Here is a 24,113-nt window from a genome sequence, read left to right as displayed (position 1 = left end):
GCCCTCAGCGACGCACGACGCCGCTGCGACCGTAACCCTTCAAGTTCGATTTCTTCAGCAGGCTGTCGTACTGATGCGACATCAGGTGAGCCTGGAGCTGGGCCATGAAATCCATGGTCACCACGACAATAATCAGCAACGAGGTTCCGCCGAAGTAGAACGGCACGTTCCACTGCATGATCAGAAACTCGGGCAGCAGACAGACCGCCACCAGGTAAATCGCGCCAACCGTCGTCAGGCGGGTAAGCACATAGTCGATGTAATCGGCGGTCTGGCGACCAGGGCGGATGCCCGGAATAAATGCGCCCGACTTCTTCAGATTGTCCGCCGTTTCCTTGGAGTTGAAAACAATCGCGGTGTAGAAGAAGCAGAAGAACGCGACCAGGCCACCAAACAGCGCGATGTAGATCGGCTGACCGGGGCTGAGCTGTTGAGCCACGTTCTGAAGCCATGTCGCACCCTCGGCCTGACCAAACCAGGTCGAAATCGTTGCCGGGAACAGCACCAGACTGGAGGCGAAAATGGCCGGAATCACGCCGGACATATTGACTTTCAGCGGCAGGTGCGTGGACTGGCTGCGGTACGCTTTTCTGCCCTGACGCTGCGCGTAGTTCACCGTGATTCGGCGCTGTCCGCGCTCGACGAAGACCACGAAAGCGGTCACCAGCAAGGCCATGATCAACAGCAGCGTGGCCGTTGGGATACCCAGCTGGCCGGTTCGCACCAGCTCCAGCGTGGAACCCACTGCCGATGGCAGTTCGGCGACGATGCCGGCAAAGATCAGAATGGAAATACCGTTACCAATGCCGCGTTCGGTAATCTGCTCACCCAGCCACATCAGGAACACGGTGCCGGCGGTCAGCGTGACCACCGCAGCCAGGACGAAGCCCGGTCCGGGTGAAATCACGACCGGCAGCCCGGCCCCGGCACTCTGGTTCTGCAGCGCAATCGCCACGCCGAGGGACTGGAATGCGGCCAGCACCACGGTGAAATAGCGGGTGTACTGGGTAATCTTGCGCCGTCCGGCCTCACCTTCCTTCCTCAGCTGCTGGAGCTGCGGAATGGCGTGGCTCATCAACTGCATGATGATGGCCGCGGAGATATAAGGCATGACCCCCAGGGCGAAGATGGAAAAGCGCCCAAGCGCACCACCGGAGAACATGTTGAAAATGTCCACAATGGTGCCCCGGGTCATGTCCATCAACTCGACCAGGGCAATCGGGTTGATGCCCGGCACCGGGATGAAGGTACCGAAGCGGAAAACCAGCAAGGCGACCAGCACCAGGAACAGGCGCTGCCTGAGCTCCTTGAGCCGGCCGATACCGCCCAGCATTCCAGCCATGTCCGATGCGCTGCGAGCCATTATTCGACCTTGCCACCTGCCGCTTCGATCGCCTTGGTGGCGCCAGCGGTTACGTGAATGCCCCGCACGGTAACGGCGCGTTCAATCTCGCCCTTGTTGATCAGGCGAACCCGACGCGTTTCGTTATCGACGACACCGGCCTTCTTCAGGGTATCGAGATCGATCACATCAGCCTCCAGACCGGCAATCTGGTAGAGCCGCACTTCACGCGTGAATCGATTGACGGCAGAGTTGAAACCGACCTTAGGCACACGGCGCTGAAGCGGCATCTGTCCGCCCTCGAAACCGACTTTGTGATAACCGCCGGAACGAGACTTCTGGCCCTTGTGGCCCCGGCCGCCGGTCTTTCCCAGACCCGAACCGATGCCTCGACCGACGCGCTTGCGTTCCTTGCGGCTGCCTTCGCCTGGCTGCAGTGAATTCAGTTTCATGTCGCTATCCAATACGGTTTCAGTTTCAGGCCTCTTCGACCCGAAGCAGGTAATCGACCTTGCGGATCATGCCGCGAATGGCCGGAGTGTCTTCCAGTTCCACAGTCTGATGCATGCGCCTCAGACCAAGACCACGCACATTGTCGCGGTGACGACGGATCGTGCCATTGGTGCTGCGCACCAGGGTGACACGCAGCTTGCCGGGATTCTTCTTAGCCATGATTATCCAGAATCTCCTCAATGGGTTTGCCACGCTTGATCGCCACGCGCTCCGGGGTCGCCATGGACTGCAGGCCCTTCATCGTGGCTCTGACAAGGTTGATCGGATTGTTCGATCCGATGCTCTTGGCCAGAACGTTGTGCACACCGACTGCCTCGAATACGGCACGCATCGGGCCACCGGCGATCACGCCGGTACCTTCACTGGCAGGCTGCATGTAAATGCGCGAACCACTGTGGCTGGCCTTGACCGGGTGCCAGAGTGTGCCCTCATTCAGGGAGATCCGGACCATGTCCCGACGCGCCCGCTCCATCGCCTTCTGGATGGCCAGCGGCACTTCTCGCGCCTTGCCATAGCCAAATCCGACCTTGCCTTCGCCGTCACCGACCACCGTCAGTGCCGTAAAGCTGAACTGCCGGCCGCCCTTGACCACCTTCACCACGCGGTTGACGGCAACGAGCTTCTCGATCAGGTCGTCGGTGCTGTTATCTCTAGCCATGTTCAATTCCGTCTCGGTTTAAAACTTCAGTCCGGCTTCACGTGCGGCATCGGCCAGGGCCTTGATGCGACCGTGATACTTGTAACCCGAACGATCAAATGCGACGCCATCGACGCCGGCTTCAATACTGCGCTCGGCCACCTTCTTGCCAACCGCCTGAGCAGCCTCAACACTACAGGTGCTCTTCAGATCCTTGGCCAGGTCTTTCTGCAGGGTCGAGGCAGCGGCAACGGTGTGACCGCCGCCGGCCGCGATGACCTGTGCGTAAATGTGGCGCCCGGAGCGATGCACGGTCAGACGCGGCTGGCCTGAACGATGAATCTGTGCTCGCGTCCGGCGTGCCCGGCGCAATCTGGAAATGTTCTTGTCCTTCATCAGTCTGTCCTCTTAAGCCTTCTTGGCTTCCTTCATCACCACGCGCTCATCGGCGTAGCGAACACCCTTGCCCTTGTACGGCTCAGGCGGACGAAATGCCCGGATCTCGGCGGCAACCTGGCCAACCAGTTGCTTGCTGCAGCCTTTGACTACCACCTCGGTCTGGCTCGGCGTTTCCACCGTCACGCCATCCGGAATCTCAAAATCAACCGGGTGGCTGAAACCCAGCTGCAGGTTGAGCTTCTTTCCCTGCACCTGAGCACGATAGCCCACGCCCACAAGGTTGAGCTTGCGCTCAAAGCCATCGGTTACGCCATGCACCATGTTGGCAATCAGTGCACGCATGGTGCCAGCCATGGCCATGTCGCTGTCCTTGAGGGGACGAACGCTGACCACGCCTTCCTCGAGAGACACTTCCACTGCCGGGTGCAAGTCCATCTCCAGAGTGCCTCCGGATCCCTTGACCCGGATGGCTCCATTGCTTTCCGTGAACTCGACGCCCTTGGGCAGTTCGATCGGGCTGTTTGCGATTCTAGACATTGCTCAACTCTCCGAAAGGGTCAGGCCACCAGGCAGAGCACTTCGCCGCCATGACCCTTGGCACGCGCCTGGGAATCGGTCATGACGCCGTGCGAGGTGCTGACGATGGCCACGCCCAGGCCATTGAGTACCCGCGGCAGCTCGTTCTTGCCAAAGTAGCGACGGCGACTCGGTCGACTGAAACGCTCCAGCCGGTCGATGACACCACGGCCTTCAACGTATTTCAGTTCGATGATCAGCGTGCGCTTGGCACCTTCGTCCTCGACCTGGAAATCACGAATATAGCCTTCATCCTTGAGAACGCCGGCAATAGCCACTTTCAACTTCGATGCCGGCATGCTCACGGCACGCTTGGCCACGCCCTGGGCATTCTTGATGCGGGCCAGCATATCGGCAATGGGATCACTCATGCTCATTGCTCTATCTCCTTACCAGCTCGCCTTGCGCAGGCCCGGAATATCGCCCCGCATGGCTGCTTCACGCAGCTTGTTGCGAGCAAGACCGAACTTGCGATAGTAACCACGCGGCCGACCCGACTGACGGCACCGGTTGCGCTGACGGACCGCGGCGGAATCACGCGGCAACTTGTTGAGTCGATGCATTGCATCCTGCTTTTCCTCGAAGTCTGCTTCGGGGTCGGCAATAATGCGCTTGAGTTCGGCGCGCTTTTCGGCATAGCGGGCCACCAGCTTGGTCCGCTTCTTGTCGCGCTCGACCATTGAAACCTTAGCCATAAATCTATCTCTCCTTACTTGGCCCGGAACGGAAAGCCGAACGCTTCGAGCAGGGCCAGGCCCTCCTCGTCGGTCGGGGCCGTCGTGGTAATCGCGATATCCATGCCGCGAATCGCATCGACCTGGTCATAGTTGATCTCGGGGAAGATGATCTGCTCCCGAACACCCAGGTTGTAGTTCCCGCGACCGTCAAATGCCTTCCGCGGAATCCCACGAAAGTCGCGCACGCGCGGCAGCGACACGTTGACCAGCCGATCGATGAATTCATACATGCGAGTACGGCGCAACGTGACTTTGCAACCGATCGGGTAGCCGTCGCGAATCTTGAAGCTGGCCACCGACTTGCGAGCGGTCGTGATGATGGGTCGCTGACCGGTGATCGACGTCATGTCGCCCACGGCCTTTTCGATGACCTTCTTGTCACCGACTGCCTCGCCCACGCCCATATTGACCGTGACCTTCTCCAGCCGCGGCACTTGCATGACGTTGTCGTAGCCGAACTTCTCGACCAGCTGACCGACAACGGTGTCGCGATAGTATTCCTGCAACCTAGCCATTTCCTATTGCCTCAGATATCCACGACTTCGCCGGTGGAACGGTAGAACCGAACCTTGCGGCCGTCTTCGAGAAACTTGAATCCCACGCGATCGCCCTTGCCCGTTGCCGGGTTGAACAGCATCACGTTGGACGCATGAATCGGCGCCTCGCGCTCGATGATTCCGCCAGGCTTCTGTGCCTGCGGGTCGGGCTTTTGGTGGCGCTTGACCATGTTGACGTTTTCGACCAGAAAACGTCGGTCCTTCAGCACCTTGAGCACATGACCGCGCTGGCCCTTCGAGCGGCCGGCAATCACGATCACTTCGTCGCCCTTGCGAATACGTTCCATGATGAACTCTCCTTACAGCACTTCCGGAGCCAGGGAAACGATCTTCATGAACTGTCCGGTTCGCAGTTCACGAGTCACCGGCCCGAAGATTCGCGTGCCAATGGGTTCCAGCTTGTTGTTCAGGAGCACCGCGGCATTGCCGTCGAAGCGGATCAACGATCCGTCCCGGCGACGGACACCCTTGCGGGTGCGCACCACGACGGCGTTGTAGACCTCGCCTTTCTTGACCTTGCCACGCGGGATGGCTTCCTTGACGGTCACCTTGATGACATCACCGATGTTGGCATACCGGCGCTTGGACCCGCCAAGCACCTTGATGCACATCAGCTCGCGTGCTCCGCTGTTGTCGGCTGCCGACAGCCTGGACTGCATCTGAATCATTTCTGTCGCTCCGCTTACTGGGCCCGCTCGACCACTTCAATGACCTGCCAGGCCTTCGTCTTGGAAACAGGCCGGGTCTGCTCGATACGCACGGTGTCACCTTCGTTGCAGGTGTTTTCCGGATCGTGCGCATGAACCTTGCTCGAACGGCGAATGTACTTGCCGTAGAGCGGATGCTTGACCAGGCGCTCCAGACGGACCGTCACGGTCTTGTCCATCTTGTTGCTCACCACGCGGCCGGTAATGCTGCGCTGCTTGCGGTCTTCGCTGCTCATGCCTTGTCTTCCTGCTTCTGGTTAAGCACGGTCTTGACCCGTGCAATGTCCTTGCGCACACGGCGCAATTCATGCGGCGAGCCGAGCTGGCCGGTGCCGTGCTGCATGCGCAGCGTGAACTGCTCCTTGCGCAGATCCAGGAGCATCTCATCAAGCTCACTGGGGTTCTTGGCTTGCAATTCGCTCGCTTTCATCACATCGTCCTCGATACAAATGCCGTCTTGACGCTCAACTTGGCCGATGCACGACGGAACGCCTCGCGGGCCACATCCTCGCTCACGCCCTGAATTTCGTAAATCACCCGGCCTGGCTGCACCGGGGCAACCCAGTACTCCACATTACCCTTGCCCTTGCCCATGCGGACTTCGACGGGCTTCTTGGTGATCGGCTTGTCGGGAAACACACGAATCCACAACTTGCCGCCACGCTTGACGTGACGCGTAATGGCCCGGCGGGCGGACTCGATCTGACGGGCAGTCAGAAAGCCACGCGTGGTGGCCTGCAGGCCAAACTCTCCGAAACTGACCTTGTTACCAACATGGGCCAGCCCGCGGTTGCGGCCTTTCTGCTGCTTTCTGAACTTGGTACGCTTCGGCTGCAGCATGACTTATTTCTCCTTGCGTGCGCCGCCCTTGGCCGACGCATTCTCTGCACTCTTTTCGGCATAGAGGTCGAATACTTCGCCCTTGTACACCCACACCTTGATACCGATCACGCCATAGGTCGTTGCAGCTTCGGCGACACCGTAATCAATGTCGGCCCGCAGGGTGTGCAGCGGCACACGGCCCTCGCGGTACCATTCTGTCCGCGCAATATCGGCACCATTGAGACGACCACCTACCTGCACCTTGATGCCCTGGGCGCCGAGACGCATGGCGTTACCCACCGCGCGCTTCATCGCGCGACGGAACATCACGCGGCGCTCGAGCTGCTGTGCGATGGAATCGGCAACCAGCTTGGCGTCAAGTTCCGGCTTGCGAATCTCGTTGACCCGGATATGGGTCGGCACACCCATGATCTTGCTGACCTTGGCGCGAAGCCTTTCGATGTCTTCACCTTTCTTGCCGATGACGATACCCGGGCGAGCCGTATGCACCGTGATTTCGGCAGACTTGGCCGGCCGCTCAATGTCAATGCGACTGACCGCCGCATGCGACAGCGTCTTGTGCAAATACTCGCGCGCAGCCAGGTCGGTATTGAGCTGGTCGGCGAACTGACCGCCTTCCGCGTACCACTTCGCACCCCAGTCCTTGGCGATGCCGAGACGAATTCCGGTTGGATGTACCTTGTGACCCATTGTCTTTCCTAGTCCTCTGCCACGACGATGGTGATGTGACTGGTGCGCTTGAGAATACGAGTGAACCGACCCTTTGCTCGCGGACGACCGCGCTTGAAGGTGGGTCCTTCGTCTACGAAGACGGTGCGCACCTTGAGTTCGTCCACATCGGCGCCGCTGTTGTGTTCGGCATTGGCAATCGCCGACATCAGCACCTTGCGAACGATATGTGCACCCTTCTTGTTGCTGAAGGAAAGCACTTCCTCGGCACGCTCGACCGGCAGGCCACGAATCTGGTCAGCGACCAGCCGTGCCTTCTGCGCCGAAATGCGGGCGCCCTTGAGCTTTGCTGTAGCTTCCATCACCTGTAACCCTTCTACTTGGTCTTGCGGTCAGCAGCGTGACCCTTGTAGGTCCGAGTCGGCGCGAACTCGCCGAGCTTGTGACCCACCATGTTTTCGTTAATCAGGATCGGCACATGCTGCCGACCGTTGTGCACAGCAATGGTCAGACCGACCATTTCCGGCATGATCATGGAACGGCGTGACCAGGTCTTGATCGGACGCCGGCTGTTGGCTTCGACAGCCGCCTCGACCTTCGCCTGAAGGTGATGGTCGATAAACGGCCCTTTCTTGATCGAACGTGGCATAGCGGTTTCCTGCGTTACTTGCGCTTGCGCGAACGGGTGATGTACTTGGTCGTGCGCTTGTTGGTACGGGTGCGCTTGCCCTTGGTCGACTGACCCCAGGGGGTGACCGGGTGGCGACCACCGGAGGTCCGCCCTTCACCACCACCATGCGGGTGATCAACCGGGTTCATGGCCACACCGCGAACCGTCGGACGGATGCCCTTCCAGCGCTTGCGGCCGGCCTTGCCGAGCTTCTCGAGATTGTGCTCGACATTGGCAACCTGGCCGATAGTGGCGCGGCAACGCGAATGAATCTTGCGCATCTCGCCCGAGCGCAGAATCACGGTCGCGTACTGACCTTCCCGGGCGACCAGCTGAACGGTGGAGCCAGCGCTACGCGCCAGCTGACCGCCCTTGCCCGGCTTCAGCTCAACGTTGTGAATCTGCGTACCCACCGGAATCGAACGCAACGGCATGGCATTGCCCGGCTTGATCGGCGCTTCGGACCCGCTGAGGATCTCGTCGCCGGCCCGGACATGACGCGGCGCCAGAATGTAACGACGCTCTCCATCCATGTACTTGACCAGTGCCAGGTGAGCGCTGCGATTCGGATCGTATTCGATCCGCTCGACCACGCCGCGCACGCCGTCCTTGTCGCGCTTGAAGTCGACAATCCGGTAGTGCTGCTTGTGACCACCACCGCGATGCCGGGTGGTGATCCGACCCCGGTTGTTTCGACCGCCGGTCCTGCTCTTGGAATCGAGCAGCGGTGCGTGGGGACCACCCTTCCAGAGGTGGTCGTGCTTGATCTCCACACGACCGCGACGGCCCGGCGAAGTTGGTTTTGCCTTGACGATAGCCATGATATCTGCTTCCCGGCCCTTTACGTGTCTGCCTGTACTTCTTCGATGGTCTGTCCGGCCTTGATCCGAACATAGGCTTTCTTCCAGCCTTTTTGCCGTCCCGGCACGAACCGGAAGCTCTTCTGCTTCCCTTTCACGTTGACGACCTGAACCTGCTCGACGTCGACATCAAACAGCCCTTCGACTGCGCGCTTGATATCGGTCTTGTTGGCGTCGGTTCGAACCTCGAAGACATATTGATTCGAATCGGCCTGCAACCGTGCGGTCTTCTCCGACACGTGCGGCAGGCGGATGATTTGGTACATGCGCTCGGTTTTCATCCCAGCCACTCCTCGATCTTGTTGACGGCAGCCTTGGTCATGACCACCTTCTCGGCGCCGACCAGGGCAACCGGATTGATGCTTTCGGTGGTCAGCACCTGAACATGCGGCAGGTTGCGGCTGCCCAGGTAGAGGTTGGTCTCCAGGTCGGCATCGACTACGAGACCACGCTCCAAGCCCAGCTCGGCGAGCTTTTCCTTGACCAGACGCGTCTTCGGCTCGGCAAGCTCGATGCTGTCGACTACAACGAGCCGGTCCTGGCGTACCAGTTCGGACAGAATGGACTTGATCGCACTGCGGTACTGCTTGCGATTAACCTTCTGCGAGTGATCACGCGGCTGTGCGGCAAAAGTGACACCACCACTGCGCCAAAGCGGGCTACGGATGGTTCCGGCCCGAGCGTTACCCGTGCCCTTCTGACGCCATGGCTTACGGCCACCGCCGGAAACGGCAGAGCGGTTTTTCTGCGCCTTGGTCCCGGCACGTCCGCCGGCCAGATAGGCCGTGACAACCTGATGGACCAGCGATTCGGAAAAATCACGACCGAACACGTCGTCGGAGACCTTGATCTTGCTGCCGCCAGCAACTGACAGTTCCATGATTGACTCCTTTAGGCCTTGATCGACGGACGAACAAGTACGTGACCGCCGCGTGCTCCGGGCACGGCGCCGCGCACGAGCAGCAGATTGCGCTCGGCATCAACACGCACAACTTGAAGATTCAGGGTAGTGACACGCTCGTCACCCATGTGACCGGCCATTTTCTTGCCCTTGAAGACACGACCCGGCGTCTGACACTGGCCAATGGAGCCCGGCGCGCGGTGCGCCAGCGAATTACCGTGGGTAGCATCCTGGGTGCGGAAATTGTGACGCTTGACCACACCGGCAAAGCCCTTGCCCTTGCTGGTGCCAGTCACGTCAACGACCTGCCCGGCCTCGAACCGCTCGACCGTCAGTTCTCCGCCGACTTCAAAGTCGCCACCATCTTCGTCGTCGAGGCGGAATTCCCACAGGCCTTCACCGGCTTCGACACCGGCCTTGGAAAAGTGGCCAGCACTAGGCCGATTCACCAAAGACGTACGGCGGCTGCCACAGGTGACCTGAATGGCCATGTAGCCGTCCTTATCCTTTTCACGGATCTGCGTGATCCGGTTGGGGCTGACTTCGATCACTGTCACGGGCACAGAGTTACCCTCTTCCGTGAAGATTCGCGTCATGCCTCGCTTGCGTCCTACCAATCCGATAGCCATTGTTCTCAACTCGCTTCGCCGCTCAGTACAGCTTGATCTGAACATCAACGCCCGCAGCCAGGTCCAGCTTCATCAGGGCATCGACAGTCTTGTCGTTGGGATCCACGATATCCAGCAACCGCTTGTGGGTGCGGATTTCGTACTGGTCACGCGCGTCCTTGTTGACGTGCGGAGAAATCAGCACCGTGTAGCGCTCCTTGCGAGTGGGCAGCGGGATAGGGCCCCGAACCTGCGCACCGGTGCGCTTTGCAGTGTCAACGATTTCCTGGGTCGACCGGTCGATCAGACGGTGATCGAACCCCTTCAAACGAATACGGATCTTCTGTTCGGCCATTGCCGTACGCCTTCAGTTATAAAAGAACCAAATCATTAGCGCCCTTTCGGACGCCCCGTTCACGAACTCCAACCGGGAGTTCGACAGAACCGGTCACGGAACCGGCAGCCAGTAACAGACCGCCGTCATCCGCCGATGTTCCCGTTTTTTTAAGGGTTCAGGTTTCAGGTTTCAGGTTTCAGGAATTCTCGGCAAAGCCGCACCCTGAAACCTGAACCCTGAACGCTGAAACCTTTATTCAATAATCTTCGCAACCACGCCGGCGCCAACGGTACGGCCGCCTTCGCGAATAGCAAAGCGCAGACCGTCTTCCATGGCAATCGGGGCAATCAGTTCAACCTTCATCTGAACATTGTCGCCCGGCATCACCATCTCCGTGCCTTCAGGCAGCTCCACCGAACCGGTCACGTCCGTGGTCCGGAAGTAGAACTGCGGGCGATAGCCCTTGAAAAACGGCGTGTGACGACCACCTTCGTCCTTGGAAAGCACGTAGACTTCCGCCTCGAACTTGGTGTGCGGAGTGATCGAACCCGGCTTGGCCAGCACCTGGCCACGCTCGACTTCGTCACGCTTGGTGCCGCGCAGCAGCACACCCACGTTGTCACCCGCCTGACCCTGATCCAGCAGCTTGCGGAACATCTCCACACCCGTGCAGGTCGTCTTGGTCGTGTCCTTGATGCCGACAATCTCGATCTCGTCGCCAACATTGATGATGCCGCGCTCGACACGGCCGGTTACCACCGTGCCGCGACCAGAAATCGAGAACACGTCCTCGATCGGCATCAGGAAATCCTTGTCCAGGTCACGCTCTGGCTCCGGAACGTACTCGTCCAGCGCCTCGACCAGCCTCAGAATCGACGGCACGCCAATGTCGCTGTCGTCGCCTTCCAGCGCCTTGAGCGCAGAACCGGTCACGATCGGGGTATCGTCACCCGGGAAGTCATAGTCGCTCAGCAGCTCGCGGACTTCCATCTCGACCAGCTCCAGCAGCTCCTCGTCGTCGACCATGTCGGCCTTGTTCAGGTAAACCAGAATGCACGGAACGCCCACCTGGCGAGCCAGCAGAATGTGCTCGCGCGTCTGCGGCATCGGGCCGTCGGCAGCACTCACCACCAGAATGGCGCCGTCCATCTGCGCTGCACCCGTGATCATGTTCTTCACGTAATCGGCGTGACCCGGGCAGTCCACGTGCGCATAGTGACGGTTGTCCGACTCGTATTCCACGTGCGCCGAAGCAATCGTAATACCGCGCTCGCGCTCTTCCGGCGCATTGTCAATCTGGTCGTAGGCACGGAACTCGCCACCACGCGCTTCCGCGCAAACCTTCGTCAGCGCCGCGGTCAGCGTCGTCTTGCCGTGGTCAACGTGACCAATCGTGCCCACGTTCACGTGCGGCTTCGTGCGTTCGAACTTTGCCTTGGACATAGCTGCCTTCCTCTTTCCTGTTCCTTATGCGCTCTTTTTCATCACTTCTTCAGCGACACTGTTCGGAGCTTCCGAGTAATGCAGGAACTCCATCACGTAGGTCGCACGACCCTGGCTCATGGAGCGCAGGTCAGTGGCATAACCAAACATTTCCGACAGCGGCACGTTGGCACGAATGACCTTGCCGGCCGGCACGTCTTCCATGCCCTGAACCAGCCCGCGTCGACGGTTCAGGTCACCCATGACATCGCCCATGTATTCTTCCGGACTCACAACCTCGACCTTCATGATCGGCTCGAGAAGTACCGGCTTTGCCTTCAGCGCACCGTCTTTGAATGCCATTGAACCGGCAATCTTGAAGGCCATTTCGCTGGAGTCGACTTCGTGGTACGAACCATCGAACAGGATGGCGCGAACATCGACCATCGGGAAGCCGGCAATCACACCGTTCTGCATCTGCTCTTCGATACCCTTACCCACGGAACTGATGTAGTCCTTGGGTACGACACCACCAACAATCTGGTCGACAAACTCGTATCCACCACCTTCATCCATCGGCTCGAGCTTGATCTTGACGTGCCCATACTGACCACGACCACCCGACTGCCGAACAAACTTGCCTTCGGCTTCAACAGCCTGGCGAATGGTCTCGCGGTAGGCGACCTGAGGCTTGCCGACGTTGGCCTCGACCTTGAATTCGCGCTTGAGGCGATCAACGATAATATCGAGGTGCAACTCACCCATGCCGGAAATAATGGTCTGGCCGGACTCTTCGTCGGTGCGCACACGGAAGGACGGATCCTCCTGGGCCAGCTTCGACAGGGCAATACCCATCTTCTCCTGGTCGCTCTTGGTCTTGGGCTCCACGGCCACGGCAATCACCGGCTCCGGGAACTCCATGCGCTCAAGCGTGACCACATTGGAAGGATCGCACAGGGTATCCCCGGTCGTGACATCCTTCAGGCCCACAGCGGCAGCAATATCGCCAGCACGCACTTCCTTGATTTCCTCGCGGGAATTGGAGTGCATCTGCAGCAGACGGCCAACGCGCTCTTTCTTGCCCTTGACCGGATTGAACACGGTGTCGCCGGCCTTGACCACGCCGGAATAGACACGGAAGAAGGTCAGGGATCCGACAAACGGGTCGGTGGCAATCTTGAAAGCCAGGGCCGCAAAGGGCGAGTCATCATCGGACGGGCAGCGAACCTCTTCGCCGCGCTCGTCTTCACCACGAATATCCTTGACTTCCGTCGGCGAGGGCATGTACTGAATAACCGCATCCAGCAACGCCTGCACACCCTTGTTCTTGAAGGCCGTGCCACACAGCACCGGAACAATCTCGTTGGCCAGCGTGCCTGCACGCAGGCCCTGCATGATCTCCTCTTCGGTCAGCTCACCTTCCTCGAGATACTTGTTCATGAGCTCTTCGGAGGTTTCTGCAGCACCTTCGATCATGAACTCACGCGCCGCGGCAGCATCATCGGCTCGCTCGGCCGGAATGTCGCGCAGCTCAAAAGACATACCCATGTCTTCGGTATTCCAGTAGATCGCCTTCATGCGGACCAGGTCGATCACACCCTCGAAGTCCTCTTCGGCACCGATCGGCATCTGGATCGGAACAGCGTTGGCGCCCAGACGCTTGCGCACCTGCTCGACCACACGCTGGAAGTCGGCGCCGGTACGATCCATCTTGTTGACGAAAGCCATGCGCGGGACCTGGTACTTCGTGGCCTGGCGCCACACGGTCTCGGACTGGGGCTCTACGCCGCCGACAGCACAGAACACCGCCACGGCACCGTCAAGCACACGCAGGCTGCGTTCGACCTCGATGGTGAAGTCCACGTGCCCCGGGGTATCGATGATATTGATCCGATGCTCCGGGAAATTCTTGTCCATGCCACTCCAGAAACAGGTCGTGGCCGCAGAAGTGATCGTAATGCCACGCTCCTGCTCCTGCTCCATCCAGTCCATGACGGCCGCACCGTCATGCACCTCGCCAACCTTGTGCGAGACACCGGTATAGAACAGAATGCGCTCGGTCGTCGTGGTCTTGCCGGCATCGATGTGAGCCATGATGCCGATATTCCGATAGCGCTCGATGGATGTTTTGCGTGACACGTCTAAATCCTCGGGTTGCTAATGCTTACCAGCGGTAATGGGCAAAAGCCTTGTTGGCTTCGGCCATCCGGTGGGTATCTTCACGTTTCTTGACTGCGGCACCACGCTCTTCCATGGCATCCAGCAGTTCGCCAGCCAAACGGCGAGGCATGGTGTTCTCGCCACGCTTGCGGGCCGACTCGATGGTCCAGCGCATGGCCAGGGCCTGCTGCCGCTTGGGGCGCACTTCGACGGGCACCTGATAGGTGGCACCACCGACTCGCCGGGACTTGACCTCCACAGCCGGGGCCACATTGTCCAGGGCCTGCTCGATGGCTGACAGGGCGTCACCATGGCCCTTGGCCTCCATCTCCTCGATGGCGCCATAGACGATGCGCTCGGCGACGGACTTCTTGCCGTCCTGCATCACCATGTTGATGAAACGGGCTATCATTTCACTGCCGAACTTGGGATCGGGCAGGATGTCGCGTTCGAAATTTGAATGCTTGCGGGACATGATTATTGAATCCGTCAGTTCTTCGGACGCTTGGCGCCGTACTTGGAGCGACCCTGGCGACGGTCGGACACACCAGCGGTGTCCAGACTGCCACGCACCGTGTGATAGCGAACACCCGGCAGATCCTTGACACGACCACCGCGAATCAGCACCACCGAGTGCTCCTGCAGATTGTGCCCCTCACCACCGATATAGCTTGTGACTTCGTAGCCATTGGTGAGCCGCACACGAGCTACCTTGCGAAGCGCCGAATTCGGCTTCTTGGGAGTCGTGGTGTACACACGGGTGCAGACGCCGCGCTTCTGAGGCGAAGCCTCGAGCGCCGGAACGTTTGACTTGTAATGCTTGGCCCGCCTTGGCTTGCGAACCAACTGATTGATCGTCGCCATAGTCTTTTTGGTATCTCAAGAAAACAAACGACAGGCCGCAAAGTCGGCCTGCCGAAGAACGAGAATTCTAAAGGGTCCGTTGGAGCCTGTCAAGCGGCATTAGGAATGCAGTGCAAGATTGGCTGGGGTTCGCCGCCCGCCGGCGGCGGTTAGTTGCAAGTTGTCAGTTCTAAGTTGCAAGTCGACTCCGGTTGTGATGGGTCAACGGCCATTCGGCCTGCCCCGCTCGCCCGGCGGAGCTACCCCACCAATTCCCGCAGTTGCCGACTTACAACTAGCAACTGACAACTTACAACTAACCCAACCCAGCCCGAGGGCGCCGGAGTCCGACGCCGCAGCAGGGCCAGCCGAAGATTATTCGTCCCCGGCCGACTCCTCGGCCTTCGCTTCTTCCGCTTCGCCATCCGAAGCCTTGAGCAGCGCGGCCAGCTCGGCATCGGCCTCTTCGTGACGGCGCTCGCGGCGACGCTGGGCGGCGACGCGACCGGTGCCGGCCGGAATCAGGCGGCCGACGATCACGTTTTCCTTCAGCCCGCGCAGGCTGTCCACGGTGCCACGCACGGCGGCGTCGGTCAGCACCCGGGTGGTTTCCTGGAAGGATGCTGCCGAGATGAACGACTCGGTCGCCAGCGAGGCCTTGGTGATGCCGAGCAGCACGTTCTGCCAGCTTGGGGCCAACTTGCCCGACTCAGACAAACGTTCATGCTCTTCCTGGGCGCGGGTGGCCTCGACCTGCTCACCGCGCAGGAAGTTGCTGTCGCCGGCTTCCTGGATTTCGACCTTGCGCAGCATCTGACGAATGACCACCTCGATGTGCTTGTCGTTGATCTTCACGCCCTGCAGGCGGTAGACGTCCTGAATTTCCTGCACCAGGTAGTCAGCCAGCTTCTCGACGCCAAGCAGACGGAGGATGTCATGCGGATTGGGCTCGCCGTCGACGACGGTTTCGCCCTTCTCGACATGCTCACCCTCGAACACCAGCACCTGGCGCCACTTCGGAATGAGCTCCTCGTGGGCCTCGCCGTGCTCGTCGGTGATGACCAGGCGCTGCTTGCCCTTGGTCTCCTTGCCATAGCTGACCACACCGGAGGCCTCGGCCAGAATCGCGCCTTCCTTGGGCTTACGCGCCTCGAACAGATCGGCCACTCGCGGCAGACCACCGGTGATGTCACGGGTCTTGGACGATTCCTGCGGGATACGCGCGACAATGTCGCCGACCTTGATCTCGTCGCCATCGGCACAGTTGATGACCGCGCCGGCCGGCAGGTAATACTGCGCCGGCTGCTCGGTGCCCGGGATGTTGAGCTGCTTGCCGTCCTTGTCGACCAGGCGCACCATGGGCCGCAGGTCCTTGCCTTCCGAACCACGCTTCTTGGGATCGGTGACCACGACACTGGTCAGGCCGGTGACGTCGTCGACCTCTTCGGTCACGGTCACACCGGAAATGAAGTCGTGGAAGCGGGCAAAACCGGCCAGCTCCGCGACCACCGGGTGAGTGTGCGGGTCCCAGTTGGCCACGTTCTGGCCCACTTCGACCTTGTCGCCTTCACGCACGCTGACCATGGCGCCGTACGGAATCTTGTAGCGCTCACGCTCACGGCCATGGCTGTCGATCACCGACAGTTCACCGGAGCGCGACACCGCGACCAGCTTGCCTTCGGTATTCTCGACCGATTTGAGGTTGTACAGGCGAATCGAACCGCCCGACTTGACCTCGATATGGTCCACAGCCACAGAACGCGAGGCGGCACCGCCGATATGGAAGGTCCGCATGGTCAGCTGAGTGCCGGGCTCACCAATGGACTGAGCGGCAATCACACCCACCGCTTCACCCTGATTGACCAGGGCGCCGCGGGCCAGATCGCGGCCATAGCACTGGGCACAAATGCCATGTCGCGTCGCACAGGTGATGGGCGAGCGGACCAGCACCCGGTCCACACCGGCACTCTCGAGCTGCTCGACCCACTGCTCGTCGAGCAGCGTGCCGCGAGCGCAGAACACCTCGTCGCTATCGGCAAGATAGATGTCCTCGCCAACCACGCGACCAAGAATTCGCTCACCCAGAGGCTCGACGACATCGCCGCCTTCCACGATGGGCAGCATTTCCAGGCCCTGCTCGGTGCCGCAGTCCTCTTCGATAACGACCAGGTCCTGAGCAACGTCGACCAGGCGACGGGTCAGGTATCCCGAGTTCGCCGTCTTGAGCGCCGTATCGGCCAGACCCTTACGGGCACCGTGCGTGGAAATGAAGTACTGCAGAACGTTCAGGCCTTCGCGGAAGTTGGCCGTGATTGGCGTCTCGATGATGGAGCCGTCCGGCTTGGCCATCAGGCCACGCATGCCGGCCAGCTGACGGATCTGGGCAGCAGAGCCTCGGGCGCCGGAGTCGGCCATGATGAAGATCGAGTTCATCGAGTCTTCCTTGACCTCATTGCCGTCACTGTCGATGCGCGTCTGCTTTCCGATGCGTTCCATCATCGCGCGCGCCACTTCCTCGTTGGTGCGCGACCAGATATCGACCACCTTGTTGTAGCGCTCGCCGGAAGTCACCACACCGGAGGCGTACTGGTTCTGGATATCAAGCACTTCCTTTTCGGCACGCTCGAGAATGGCCTTCTTCTCTGGCGGCACTTGCAGATCGTCGAGACCGATGGACACGCCGGCACGGGTTGAATAATGGAACCCGGTGTACATGAGCTGGTCGGCAAACACCACGGTCTTTTTCAGTCCCAGCTTGCGGTAGCACTCGTCGATCAGACGCGAAATCTGCTTTTTCTTCAGCACCTGGTTGACGAGTTCGAACGGCAGACCTTCAGGCAGGATCTCGCGCAGAAGCGCCCGCCCCACCGTGGTCTTGATTCTGGCAAAAGATTCGATCCGCTCACCGTCTTCGGTGACTTCAACGTCTCGCACCCGAACCGTGATGCCAGCCTGAAGGTCCACCTGACCATTGTTGTAGGCGCGGTGCACCTCGGCCACCCGCGAGAAGTACATGCCCTCCCCGCGCTTGCCGGCGATCTGCCGGGTCATGTAGTACAGGCCCAGCACCACATCCTGGGTCGGCACGATGATCGGTTCACCGTTGGCCGGAGACAGGATGTTGTTCGAGCTCATCATCAGCGCGCGCGCCTCGAGCTGGGCTTCCAGCGAAAGCGGCACGTGCACGGCCATCTGGTCACCGTCGAAGTCGGCGTTGAAGGCGGTACAGACCAGCGGGTGAAGCTGGATGGCCTTGCCCTCGATGAGCACCGGCTCGAAGGCCTGGATGCCCAGTCGGTGCAGGGTCGGCGCACGGTTCAGCAGTACCGGGTGCTCGCGGATGACTTCCTCGAGGATGTCCCAGACTTCCGACTCTTCGCGCTCGACCAGCTTCTTGGCCGCCTTGATGGTCATGGCCAGACCGCGGCGCTGCAGCTTGGAGAAAATGAACGGCTTGAACAGTTCCAGCGCCATCTTCTTGGGCAGGCCGCATTCATGCAGCTTGAGCGTCGGGCCGACCACGATGACCGAACGGCCGGAGTAGTCGACACGCTTGCCCAGCAGGTTCTGACGAAAACGGCCCTGCTTGCCCTTGATCATGTCGGCCAGCGACTTCAGCGGGCGCTTGTTGGTGCCGGTGATGGCCCGACCACGACGGCCGTTGTCAAGCAGTGCATCGACCGACTCCTGCAGCATGCGCTTCTCGTTGCGCACGATGATGTCGGGCGCGTTGAGCTCAAGCAGGCGCTTCAAGCGGTTGTTGCGGTTGATGACGCGGCGGTACAGATCGTTGAGATCTGAAGTCGCGAATCGCCCGCCGTCCAGTGGTACCAGCGGCCGGAGGTCCGGCGGCAGCACCGGCAGCACGGTCATGATCATGAACTCGGGTCGGTTGCCCGACTCGATAAACGCCTCCATCAGCTTGATGCGCTTGGAAAGACGCTTGATCTTGGTTTCCGAGTTGGTCGCGGCAATCTCTTCCCGAAGCTGGGTCAACTCGGTATGGAGATCGATGTTCTTGAGCATGTCGTAGACGGCTTCGGCGCCCATCTTGGCGACAAACTCGTCGCCGTACTCCTGCATCGCGTCGAGATACTCCTCGTCGGTCAGGAGCTGGCCGCGCTCAAGCATGGTCATTCCCGGATCGAGCACCAGATAGGACTCGAAGTACAGCACCCGCTCGATGTCCCTGAGGGTCATGTCCAACATCAAGCCGATGCGGCTGGGCAATGACTTCAAGAACCAGATATGGGCCACCGGCGAGGCCAGGTCGATATGACCCATGCGCTCGCGGCGCACCTTGGTCAGGGTGACCTCGGTGCCACACTTCTCGCACTTCACGCCGCGGTGCTTCATGCGCTTGTACTTGCCGCACAGGCACTCATAGTCCTTGACCGGCCCGAAAATGGCGGCACAGAAGAGGCCTTCGCGCTCGGGCTTGAAGGTTCGGTAGTTGATAGTCTCCGGCTTGCGAACCTCGCCGAATGACCACGACCGGACCAGCTCCGGCGGAGCCAGGCCGATGCGAATCGCGTCAAAGTCGGTTACCTGGGACTGACGCTTGTATAGGTTGAACAGGTCGCGCACTTGCTGCCTCCTCCTGCTAATCAGGACTCTTCGAGTTCGATATTGATGCCCAGCGAACGGATTTCCTTCACCAGCACGTTGAAGGATTCCGGCATGCCCGCGGTCATCTGGTAATTGCCGTCGACAATGGATTTGTACATCTGGTTACGACCCTGTACATCGTCGGACTTGACGGTAAGCATTTCCTGCAGGGTGTAGGCCGCGCCGTAGGCTTCCAGCGCCCAGACCTCCATTTCACCGAAACGCTGCCCGCCGAACTGGGCCTTGCCGCCCAGCGGCTGCTGGGTGACCAGCGAGTACGGGCCAGTCGAACGTGCATGCATCTTGTCGTCGACCAGGTGGTTAAGCTTGAGCATGTACATGTAGCCCACGGTCACCGGGCGATCAAAGGCGTTGCCGGTACGACCGTCATACAACGTCATCTGGCCGGACTCGGGCATGTCGCCCATCTTGAGCAGCTTCTTGATCTCGTTCTCGTCGGCACCGTCGAATACCGGGGTGGCCATCGGCACACCGCCGGTCAGGTTGCCGGCCATTTCCTCGACCTCCTCATCGGAGAACTGGCTCATTTCAACCCGACCTTCACGATCGGAGTTGTAGATCTCGCCGAGGAACTTGCGGACCTTCTCGGTTTTCTCGTTGGCCTCGAGCATGTCCTCGATCTTGCGACCCAGCCCGCGGGCAGCGAGCCCGAGATGGGTTTCGAGAACCTGACCGATATTCATGCGCGAAGGCACGCCCAGCGGGTTGAGAACAATATCGACCGGTGAACCATCGTCCATGAACGGCATGTCCTCGGTCGGAACAATGGTGGAAATCACACCCTTGTTCCCGTGACGACCGGCCATCTTGTCACCCGGCTGCATACGCCGCTTGACGGCCAGATAGACCTTGACCATCTTGAGAACGGCCGGTGCCAGCTCATCGCCGCGGGTGATTTTCTCCTTCTTCTCCTCGAAGCGCTTGTCGAAGATCTTGCGCTGCGATTCGATCTGGCGCGCCGCCCGCTCCAGCAGGTCCTGGGCGTCGTCGTTGCGCATGCGCAGCTTGAACCAATCGTCTCGCTTGAGCTCTTCAAGGTAGGCCTGGGACACCTTGGCGCCCTTCTTCAAGCCGCCGGGGCCCTTGTCGGCCACCTTTCCGATCAGCACGGACTCCAGCCGCGCAAAAATTGCGTCTTCCATGATCCGGAGCTGATCATCCAGATCCTTGCGGACCTGGCGAATCGCGTCCTTCTCGATGGCAATGGCACGCGAATCCTTCTCCACACCCTCGCGGGTGAAGACCTGGACATCGATCACCGTGCCGTCCATGCCAGTCGGCACGCGCAGAGACGTGTCCTTCACGTCGGAGGCCTTCTCGCCGAAGATGGCCCGCAGCAGCTTCTCCTCCGGGGTCAGCTGTGCCTCGCCCTTGGGCGTGACCTTGCCGACCAGAATGTCTCCTGATTTAACCTCGGCACCGATGTAGACGATGCCCGACTCATCCAGCTTGGCCAGTGTGGACTCTCCGACGTTGGGAATGTCGGCCGAGATTTCCTCTGAACCCAGCTTGGTATCGCGGGCGACACAGGTCAGTTCCTCGATGTGAATCGAGGTAAAGCGGTCTTCCTGGACCACGCGCTCGGAGATGAGGATGGAGTCTTCGAAGTTGTAGCCGTTCCAGGGCATGAAGGCCACGAGCATGTTCTGTCCCAGCGCCAGCTCACCCAGATCGGTGGACGGACCGTCAGCCAGCACATCGCGCTTCTCCACCCGGTCACCCACCTTCACCAGCGGACGCTGGTTCATGCAGGTGTTCTGGTTGGAACGTTCGTACTTGACCAGGTTGTAGATGTCCACACCCGGGTCATTGTCACCAATCTCGTCGTCGTTGGCACGAACCACGATACGCCCGGCGTCGACCTGATCGACGACACCGCCACGGGTCGCGACCGTGGTCACGCCGGAATCGGTCGCCACGGAGCGCTCCATGCCGGTTCCGACCAGCGGCTTGTCGACACGCAGGGTCGGCACGGCCTGGCGCTGCATGTTCGACCCCATCAGGGCGCGGTTGGCATCATCGTGCTCCAGGAACGGCACCAGCGATGCAGCCACCGAGACGATCTGGCGCGGCGAGACGTCCATGTACTCAATCTCGTCGGTCCGCTTGAGGGTGAACTCACCCTGGTGACGGCACGGAATCAGCTCATCACGGAATCGCTTGTTTTCATCCAGGTCGGCATTGGCCTGGGCAATGACGTACTCGCCCTCCTCGATGGCAGACAGGTACTGCACTTCCTCGGTGACCTGCCCGTTCTCGACCCGGCGATAGGCGGTTTCCAGAAAACCGTACTGGTTGGTGCGGGCATAGCAGGCCAGGGAGTTGATCAGGCCGATGTTCGGACCTTCCGGGGTCTCGATCGGACACAGACGCCCGTAGTGCGTGGGGTGCACGTCACGCACCTCGAAGCCGGCGCGTTCACGCGTCAGGCCACCCGGGCCCAGTGCCGAAACACGACGTTTGTGCGTCACTTCCGAGAGCGGATTGTTCTGATCCATGAACTGCGACAGCTGCGAGGAACCAAAGAATTCCTTGATGGCAGCGGCCACCGGCTTGGCATTGATCAGATCCTGCGGTGCCGAACCCTCGCTTTCGACCGTGGTCAGCCGCTCGCGCACGACACGCTCGACACGGACCAGACCGATGCGGAAGGCATTCTCGGCCATTTCGCCAACCGACCGCACACGGCGATTGCCGAGGTGATCGATGTCATCGACCGAACCATTGCCATTGCGGATATCGATCAGCACGTCGATCACCGAGAGGATATCCTCGCGGTCGAGCACGCCCGGGCCCTCGATGTCCTTTCGACCCACGCGGCGGTTGAACTTCATGCGTCCGACGGCCGACAGGTCGTAACGATCGGCCGAGAAAAACAGGTTGTTGAACAGATTCTGCGCGGCCTCCTTGGTCGGAGGCTCGCCCGGGCGCATCATCTTGTAGATCTCCCACAGCGCCTCGAGCTCGTTGCTGGTGGGGTCGATACGCAGGGTGTTGGAGATGTACGGACCCTGGTCGAGATCATTGACGTAGAGAATGTCGAAGCGCTTGACCTTGGCCTCTCGCATCGACTCCAGCAACTCGCCGGTGATCTCGTCATTGGCGCGCGCCACCAGTTCACCGGAATCGGTGTCGACGATATCGTGAGCCAGAATCTTGCCGACCAGATAGTCGTCGGGCACATCCAGCGTCTTGACACCAGCCTGCTCGATCAGCTTCACGTGACGCGCAGTAATACGCTTGTCCTTGGCCACAATGACGTTTCCGTCACCATCGACGATATCGAACAGCGCATTCTCGCCGCGCAGTCGCTGCGGCACGACGTCAATCTTGGCATCACCCTTGCGCAGCGTCACCTTGGTCTTTTCGAAGAAGAAATCCAGCATCTCTTCTTCGTTCATGCCCAGCGCACGCAGCAGGATGGTCACCGGCAGCTTGCGCCGACGGTCGATACGGGTAAAGATGCAGTCCTTCGGGTCGAACTCGAAGTCCAGCCATGAGCCACGGTAGGGAATGACGCGGGCCGAGTAAAGCAGCTTGCCCGATGAATGCGTCTTGCCCTTGTCATGATCAAAGAACACACCGGGAGAACGGTGCATCTGGTTGACAATGACCCGCTCGGTACCGTTGACAATAAATGTACCGGTATCGGTCATCAACGGCAGGTCGCCCATGTAGACGTCCTGCTCCTTGATCTCCTTGACCCGCTTGTTCTTGGCCGGGCTGTCCTTGTCGTAGATAATCAGGCGGACCTTGGACCGCAGCGGTGCGGTATAGCTCAGCCCCCGGAGCTTGCATTCAGTCACGTCGAACTCCGGCTCGCCGAGCTGGTAACTGACATACTCCAGGGCGGCATTCCCCGAATAGCTGGTGATCGGGAACACCGAATTCAGCGCTCCGTGCAGGCCGATATCCTCGCGATCGTGTTCAGGCACCCCCGCCTGCAGGAATGTCTTGTAGGATTCGATCTGGGTGGCCAGCAGAAAGGGCACTTCCAGTACCCGCGGGTGCTTGCCGAAATCCTTTCGGATACGCTTCTTTTCCGTGAAGGAGTAGCTCATGAGCGTCTTACCCACCTGATGTTGCGTCGGCCGGGATTTGTCCTACAATGCTGCCACGGCACCCGGTTCCAGCCTGGGCAGCAGGTGTTGCCACTTTCAGAAACAGGATCGGGCCGGGCACCAGAGGCACCCAGCCCAAGTCCATTTCTTCACAACTCGCAAGGCGTAATGGTTACTTGACCTCGACGGTCGCACCCGCCTCTTCGAGCTGCTTCTTGATGTCTTCGGCGTCTTCCTTGGACACACCTTCCTTCAGCGGAGCCGGTGCGCCTTCGACCAGGTCCTTGGCTTCCTTCAGCCCCAGACCCGTGATGCCGCGGACGGCCTTGATGACGGCGACCTTGTTGGAACCGAAACCAGCCAGAATCACGTCGAACTCTGTCTGCTCTTCGGCTTGAGCGCCACCATCACCACCGGCAGCGCCACCAGCGGCAACAGCCACCGGCGCAGCGGCGGACACGCCAAACTTCTCTTCCATGGCTTCGATGAGGTCAACAACCTCCATCACGCTCATGCTGGAAATAGTTTCCAGAATATCTTCTTTCGAAACGGCCATTGTTTGTTACTCCAAAATCTCTAATGAAAACGTAAAAGGTAAAAGGTGAAAAGGTAAAAGGGAACGTACAGTAGTTCGTTGTCCTT

General features: G+C 60.0%; 29 protein-coding genes. All 29 read right to left on the bottom strand.

Features of this window, described 5'->3' with window-relative positions:
* Positions 1-4: 4 nt before the first annotated feature.
* Entirely contained in the window at positions 5-1,363 is a 1,359-nt protein-coding gene (secY, locus tag IC757_RS04425; RefSeq protein ID WP_190976169.1) for a preprotein translocase subunit SecY, read from the bottom strand.
* Complete coding sequence (gene rplO, locus IC757_RS04420; protein ID WP_190976168.1) at positions 1,363-1,794, bottom strand: 50S ribosomal protein L15; 432 nt, start codon at positions 1,792-1,794, stop codon at positions 1,363-1,365. The genes secY and rplO overlap by 1 nt, the downstream gene beginning before the upstream one ends.
* Before the next feature lie 25 nt (positions 1,795-1,819).
* Positions 1,820-2,014, bottom strand: coding sequence for a 50S ribosomal protein L30 (gene rpmD, locus IC757_RS04415; protein ID WP_190976167.1), 195 nt, complete (start codon positions 2,012-2,014; stop codon positions 1,820-1,822).
* A complete protein-coding gene (gene rpsE / locus IC757_RS04410) occupies positions 2,007-2,513 on the bottom strand; it encodes a 30S ribosomal protein S5 (protein ID WP_190976166.1) in 507 nt (168 codons plus the stop codon). Before rpsE ends, rpmD begins: the two co-directional genes overlap by 8 nt.
* A gap of 18 nt (positions 2,514-2,531) precedes the next feature.
* Entirely contained in the window at positions 2,532-2,888 is a 357-nt protein-coding gene (rplR, locus tag IC757_RS04405; protein WP_190976165.1) for a 50S ribosomal protein L18, read from the bottom strand.
* A 12-nt stretch (positions 2,889-2,900) separates the two neighbouring features.
* Entirely contained in the window at positions 2,901-3,428 is a 528-nt protein-coding gene (rplF, locus tag IC757_RS04400; protein ID WP_190976164.1) for a 50S ribosomal protein L6, read from the bottom strand.
* Positions 3,429-3,448: 20 nt separating this feature from the next.
* Entirely contained in the window at positions 3,449-3,844 is a 396-nt protein-coding gene (rpsH, locus tag IC757_RS04395) for a 30S ribosomal protein S8 (RefSeq protein ID WP_190976163.1), read from the bottom strand.
* Positions 3,845-3,856: 12 nt separating this feature from the next.
* Positions 3,857-4,162 (bottom strand): 30S ribosomal protein S14, encoded by a 306-nt coding sequence (rpsN, locus tag IC757_RS04390; RefSeq protein ID WP_190976162.1) that lies wholly within the window; start codon positions 4,160-4,162, stop codon positions 3,857-3,859.
* A gap of 14 nt (positions 4,163-4,176) precedes the next feature.
* A complete protein-coding gene (gene rplE, locus IC757_RS04385) occupies positions 4,177-4,719 on the bottom strand; it encodes a 50S ribosomal protein L5 (RefSeq protein WP_190976161.1) in 543 nt (180 codons plus the stop codon).
* 11 nt (positions 4,720-4,730) lie between these two features.
* Positions 4,731-5,048: a 50S ribosomal protein L24 gene (gene rplX / locus IC757_RS04380; protein WP_190976160.1), complete on the bottom strand. Its 318-nt coding sequence runs from the start codon at positions 5,046-5,048 to the stop codon at positions 4,731-4,733.
* Between the two features lie 12 nt (positions 5,049-5,060).
* Positions 5,061-5,429 (bottom strand): 50S ribosomal protein L14, encoded by a 369-nt coding sequence (gene rplN / locus IC757_RS04375; protein WP_190976159.1) that lies wholly within the window; start codon positions 5,427-5,429, stop codon positions 5,061-5,063.
* A 14-nt stretch (positions 5,430-5,443) separates the two neighbouring features.
* Positions 5,444-5,704, bottom strand: a complete 261-nt coding sequence (rpsQ, locus tag IC757_RS04370) for a 30S ribosomal protein S17 (RefSeq protein WP_190976158.1) — start codon at positions 5,702-5,704, stop codon at positions 5,444-5,446.
* A complete protein-coding gene (rpmC, locus tag IC757_RS04365; protein WP_190976157.1) occupies positions 5,701-5,898 on the bottom strand; it encodes a 50S ribosomal protein L29 in 198 nt (65 codons plus the stop codon). The genes rpsQ and rpmC overlap by 4 nt, the downstream gene beginning before the upstream one ends.
* A complete protein-coding gene (gene rplP / locus IC757_RS04360) occupies positions 5,898-6,308 on the bottom strand; it encodes a 50S ribosomal protein L16 (RefSeq protein ID WP_190976156.1) in 411 nt (136 codons plus the stop codon). The genes rpmC and rplP overlap by 1 nt, the downstream gene beginning before the upstream one ends.
* Positions 6,309-6,311: 3 nt before the next feature.
* Positions 6,312-7,001: a 30S ribosomal protein S3 gene (rpsC, locus tag IC757_RS04355; protein ID WP_190976155.1), complete on the bottom strand. Its 690-nt coding sequence runs from the start codon at positions 6,999-7,001 to the stop codon at positions 6,312-6,314.
* A gap of 8 nt (positions 7,002-7,009) precedes the next feature.
* A complete protein-coding gene (gene rplV, locus IC757_RS04350) occupies positions 7,010-7,342 on the bottom strand; it encodes a 50S ribosomal protein L22 (RefSeq protein WP_190976154.1) in 333 nt (110 codons plus the stop codon).
* 14 nt (positions 7,343-7,356) lie between these two features.
* Entirely contained in the window at positions 7,357-7,629 is a 273-nt protein-coding gene (gene rpsS, locus IC757_RS04345) for a 30S ribosomal protein S19 (RefSeq protein ID WP_190976153.1), read from the bottom strand.
* A 14-nt stretch (positions 7,630-7,643) separates the two neighbouring features.
* Positions 7,644-8,471, bottom strand: a complete 828-nt coding sequence (rplB, locus tag IC757_RS04340; protein WP_190976152.1) for a 50S ribosomal protein L2 — start codon at positions 8,469-8,471, stop codon at positions 7,644-7,646.
* Positions 8,472-8,491: 20 nt separating this feature from the next.
* Positions 8,492-8,791 (bottom strand): 50S ribosomal protein L23, encoded by a 300-nt coding sequence (gene rplW, locus IC757_RS04335; RefSeq protein ID WP_190976151.1) that lies wholly within the window; start codon positions 8,789-8,791, stop codon positions 8,492-8,494.
* Positions 8,788-9,390 (bottom strand): 50S ribosomal protein L4, encoded by a 603-nt coding sequence (gene rplD, locus IC757_RS04330; protein ID WP_190976150.1) that lies wholly within the window; start codon positions 9,388-9,390, stop codon positions 8,788-8,790. The genes rplW and rplD overlap by 4 nt, the downstream gene beginning before the upstream one ends.
* A gap of 11 nt (positions 9,391-9,401) precedes the next feature.
* On the bottom strand, positions 9,402-10,040 hold the full coding sequence (gene rplC / locus IC757_RS04325; protein ID WP_190976149.1) for a 50S ribosomal protein L3: 639 nt from the start codon (positions 10,038-10,040) through the stop codon (positions 9,402-9,404).
* A 22-nt stretch (positions 10,041-10,062) separates the two neighbouring features.
* Entirely contained in the window at positions 10,063-10,374 is a 312-nt protein-coding gene (gene rpsJ, locus IC757_RS04320) for a 30S ribosomal protein S10 (protein WP_116650688.1), read from the bottom strand.
* Positions 10,375-10,608: 234 nt separating this feature from the next.
* Positions 10,609-11,799 carry an elongation factor Tu gene (gene tuf, locus IC757_RS04315; RefSeq protein WP_190976137.1) on the bottom strand — a complete coding sequence of 397 codons (1,191 nt, stop codon included), beginning with the start codon at positions 11,797-11,799 and terminating at the stop codon, positions 10,609-10,611.
* 24 nt (positions 11,800-11,823) lie between these two features.
* Entirely contained in the window at positions 11,824-13,917 is a 2,094-nt protein-coding gene (gene fusA / locus IC757_RS04310; RefSeq protein WP_190976148.1) for an elongation factor G, read from the bottom strand.
* Between the two features lie 25 nt (positions 13,918-13,942).
* The gene (gene rpsG / locus IC757_RS04305; protein WP_190976147.1) at positions 13,943-14,413 is read right to left on the bottom strand and encodes a 30S ribosomal protein S7; all 471 of its coding nucleotides are present in this window, start codon (positions 14,411-14,413) and stop codon (positions 13,943-13,945) included.
* Between the two features lie 14 nt (positions 14,414-14,427).
* Positions 14,428-14,802: a 30S ribosomal protein S12 gene (gene rpsL, locus IC757_RS04300; RefSeq protein ID WP_190976146.1), complete on the bottom strand. Its 375-nt coding sequence runs from the start codon at positions 14,800-14,802 to the stop codon at positions 14,428-14,430.
* A 354-nt stretch (positions 14,803-15,156) separates the two neighbouring features.
* Positions 15,157-19,368: a DNA-directed RNA polymerase subunit beta' gene (gene rpoC, locus IC757_RS04295; protein ID WP_190976145.1), complete on the bottom strand. Its 4,212-nt coding sequence runs from the start codon at positions 19,366-19,368 to the stop codon at positions 15,157-15,159.
* 20 nt (positions 19,369-19,388) lie between these two features.
* Positions 19,389-23,471 (bottom strand): DNA-directed RNA polymerase subunit beta, encoded by a 4,083-nt coding sequence (gene rpoB, locus IC757_RS04290; RefSeq protein WP_190976144.1) that lies wholly within the window; start codon positions 23,469-23,471, stop codon positions 19,389-19,391.
* 172 nt (positions 23,472-23,643) lie between these two features.
* Positions 23,644-24,027, bottom strand: a complete 384-nt coding sequence (gene rplL, locus IC757_RS04285; protein WP_190976143.1) for a 50S ribosomal protein L7/L12 — start codon at positions 24,025-24,027, stop codon at positions 23,644-23,646.
* Between the last annotated feature and the right edge of the window lie 86 nt (positions 24,028-24,113).

This window comes from Wenzhouxiangella sp. AB-CW3, from assembly GCF_014725735.1.
Taxonomy (GTDB): Bacteria; Pseudomonadota; Gammaproteobacteria; order Xanthomonadales; family Wenzhouxiangellaceae; genus Wenzhouxiangella.
The sequence above is the reverse complement of the archived record's forward strand: the minus strand, read 5'-3'. Positions and strand labels throughout refer to the sequence as shown.

Bases quoted from the DNA above. Each gene is read 5' to 3' on its own strand.
- tuf (WP_190976137.1), bottom strand. From the start codon at position 11,799: ATGTCCAAGGCAAAGTTCGAACGCACGAAGCCGCACGTGAACGTGGGC.
- rpsG (WP_190976147.1), bottom strand. From the start codon at position 14,413: ATGTCCCGCAAGCATTCAAATTTCGAACGCGACATCCTGCCCGATCCC.
- rpsJ (WP_116650688.1), bottom strand. From the start codon at position 10,374: ATGGCCGAACAGAAGATCCGTATTCGTTTGAAGGGGTTCGATCACCGT.
- rplB (WP_190976152.1), bottom strand. From the start codon at position 8,471: ATGGCTATCGTCAAGGCAAAACCAACTTCGCCGGGCCGTCGCGGTCGT.
- rplV (WP_190976154.1), bottom strand. From the start codon at position 7,342: ATGGAAGCTACAGCAAAGCTCAAGGGCGCCCGCATTTCGGCGCAGAAG.
- rpsQ (WP_190976158.1), bottom strand. From the start codon at position 5,704: ATGAGCAGCGAAGACCGCAAGCAGCGCAGCATTACCGGCCGCGTGGTG.
- rpsN (WP_190976162.1), bottom strand. From the start codon at position 4,162: ATGGCTAAGGTTTCAATGGTCGAGCGCGACAAGAAGCGGACCAAGCTG.
- rpsS (WP_190976153.1), bottom strand. From the start codon at position 7,629: ATGCCACGTTCGATCAAGAAAGGGCCGTTTATCGACCATCACCTTCAG.
- rplD (WP_190976150.1), bottom strand. From the start codon at position 9,390: ATGGAACTGTCAGTTGCTGGCGGCAGCAAGATCAAGGTCTCCGACGAC.
- rpmC (WP_190976157.1), bottom strand. From the start codon at position 5,898: ATGAAAGCGAGCGAATTGCAAGCCAAGAACCCCAGTGAGCTTGATGAG.
- rplO (WP_190976168.1), bottom strand. From the start codon at position 1,794: ATGAAACTGAATTCACTGCAGCCAGGCGAAGGCAGCCGCAAGGAACGC.
- rplE (WP_190976161.1), bottom strand. From the start codon at position 4,719: ATGGCTAGGTTGCAGGAATACTATCGCGACACCGTTGTCGGTCAGCTG.
- rplL (WP_190976143.1), bottom strand. From the start codon at position 24,027: ATGGCCGTTTCGAAAGAAGATATTCTGGAAACTATTTCCAGCATGAGC.
- rplW (WP_190976151.1), bottom strand. From the start codon at position 8,791: ATGAAAACCGAGCGCATGTACCAAATCATCCGCCTGCCGCACGTGTCG.
- rpoB (WP_190976144.1), bottom strand. From the start codon at position 23,471: ATGAGCTACTCCTTCACGGAAAAGAAGCGTATCCGAAAGGATTTCGGC.
- rplP (WP_190976156.1), bottom strand. From the start codon at position 6,308: ATGCTGCAGCCGAAGCGTACCAAGTTCAGAAAGCAGCAGAAAGGCCGC.
- rplF (WP_190976164.1), bottom strand. From the start codon at position 3,428: ATGTCTAGAATCGCAAACAGCCCGATCGAACTGCCCAAGGGCGTCGAG.
- rpsL (WP_190976146.1), bottom strand. From the start codon at position 14,802: ATGGCGACGATCAATCAGTTGGTTCGCAAGCCAAGGCGGGCCAAGCAT.
- rpmD (WP_190976167.1), bottom strand. From the start codon at position 2,014: ATGGCTAAGAAGAATCCCGGCAAGCTGCGTGTCACCCTGGTGCGCAGC.
- secY (WP_190976169.1), bottom strand. From the start codon at position 1,363: ATGGCTCGCAGCGCATCGGACATGGCTGGAATGCTGGGCGGTATCGGC.
- rpsC (WP_190976155.1), bottom strand. From the start codon at position 7,001: ATGGGTCACAAGGTACATCCAACCGGAATTCGTCTCGGCATCGCCAAG.
- rplX (WP_190976160.1), bottom strand. From the start codon at position 5,048: ATGGAACGTATTCGCAAGGGCGACGAAGTGATCGTGATTGCCGGCCGC.
- rplN (WP_190976159.1), bottom strand. From the start codon at position 5,429: ATGATTCAGATGCAGTCCAGGCTGTCGGCAGCCGACAACAGCGGAGCA.
- rplR (WP_190976165.1), bottom strand. From the start codon at position 2,888: ATGAAGGACAAGAACATTTCCAGATTGCGCCGGGCACGCCGGACGCGA.
- rpsH (WP_190976163.1), bottom strand. From the start codon at position 3,844: ATGAGCATGAGTGATCCCATTGCCGATATGCTGGCCCGCATCAAGAAT.
- rplC (WP_190976149.1), bottom strand. From the start codon at position 10,040: ATGGCTATCGGATTGGTAGGACGCAAGCGAGGCATGACGCGAATCTTC.
- rpsE (WP_190976166.1), bottom strand. From the start codon at position 2,513: ATGGCTAGAGATAACAGCACCGACGACCTGATCGAGAAGCTCGTTGCC.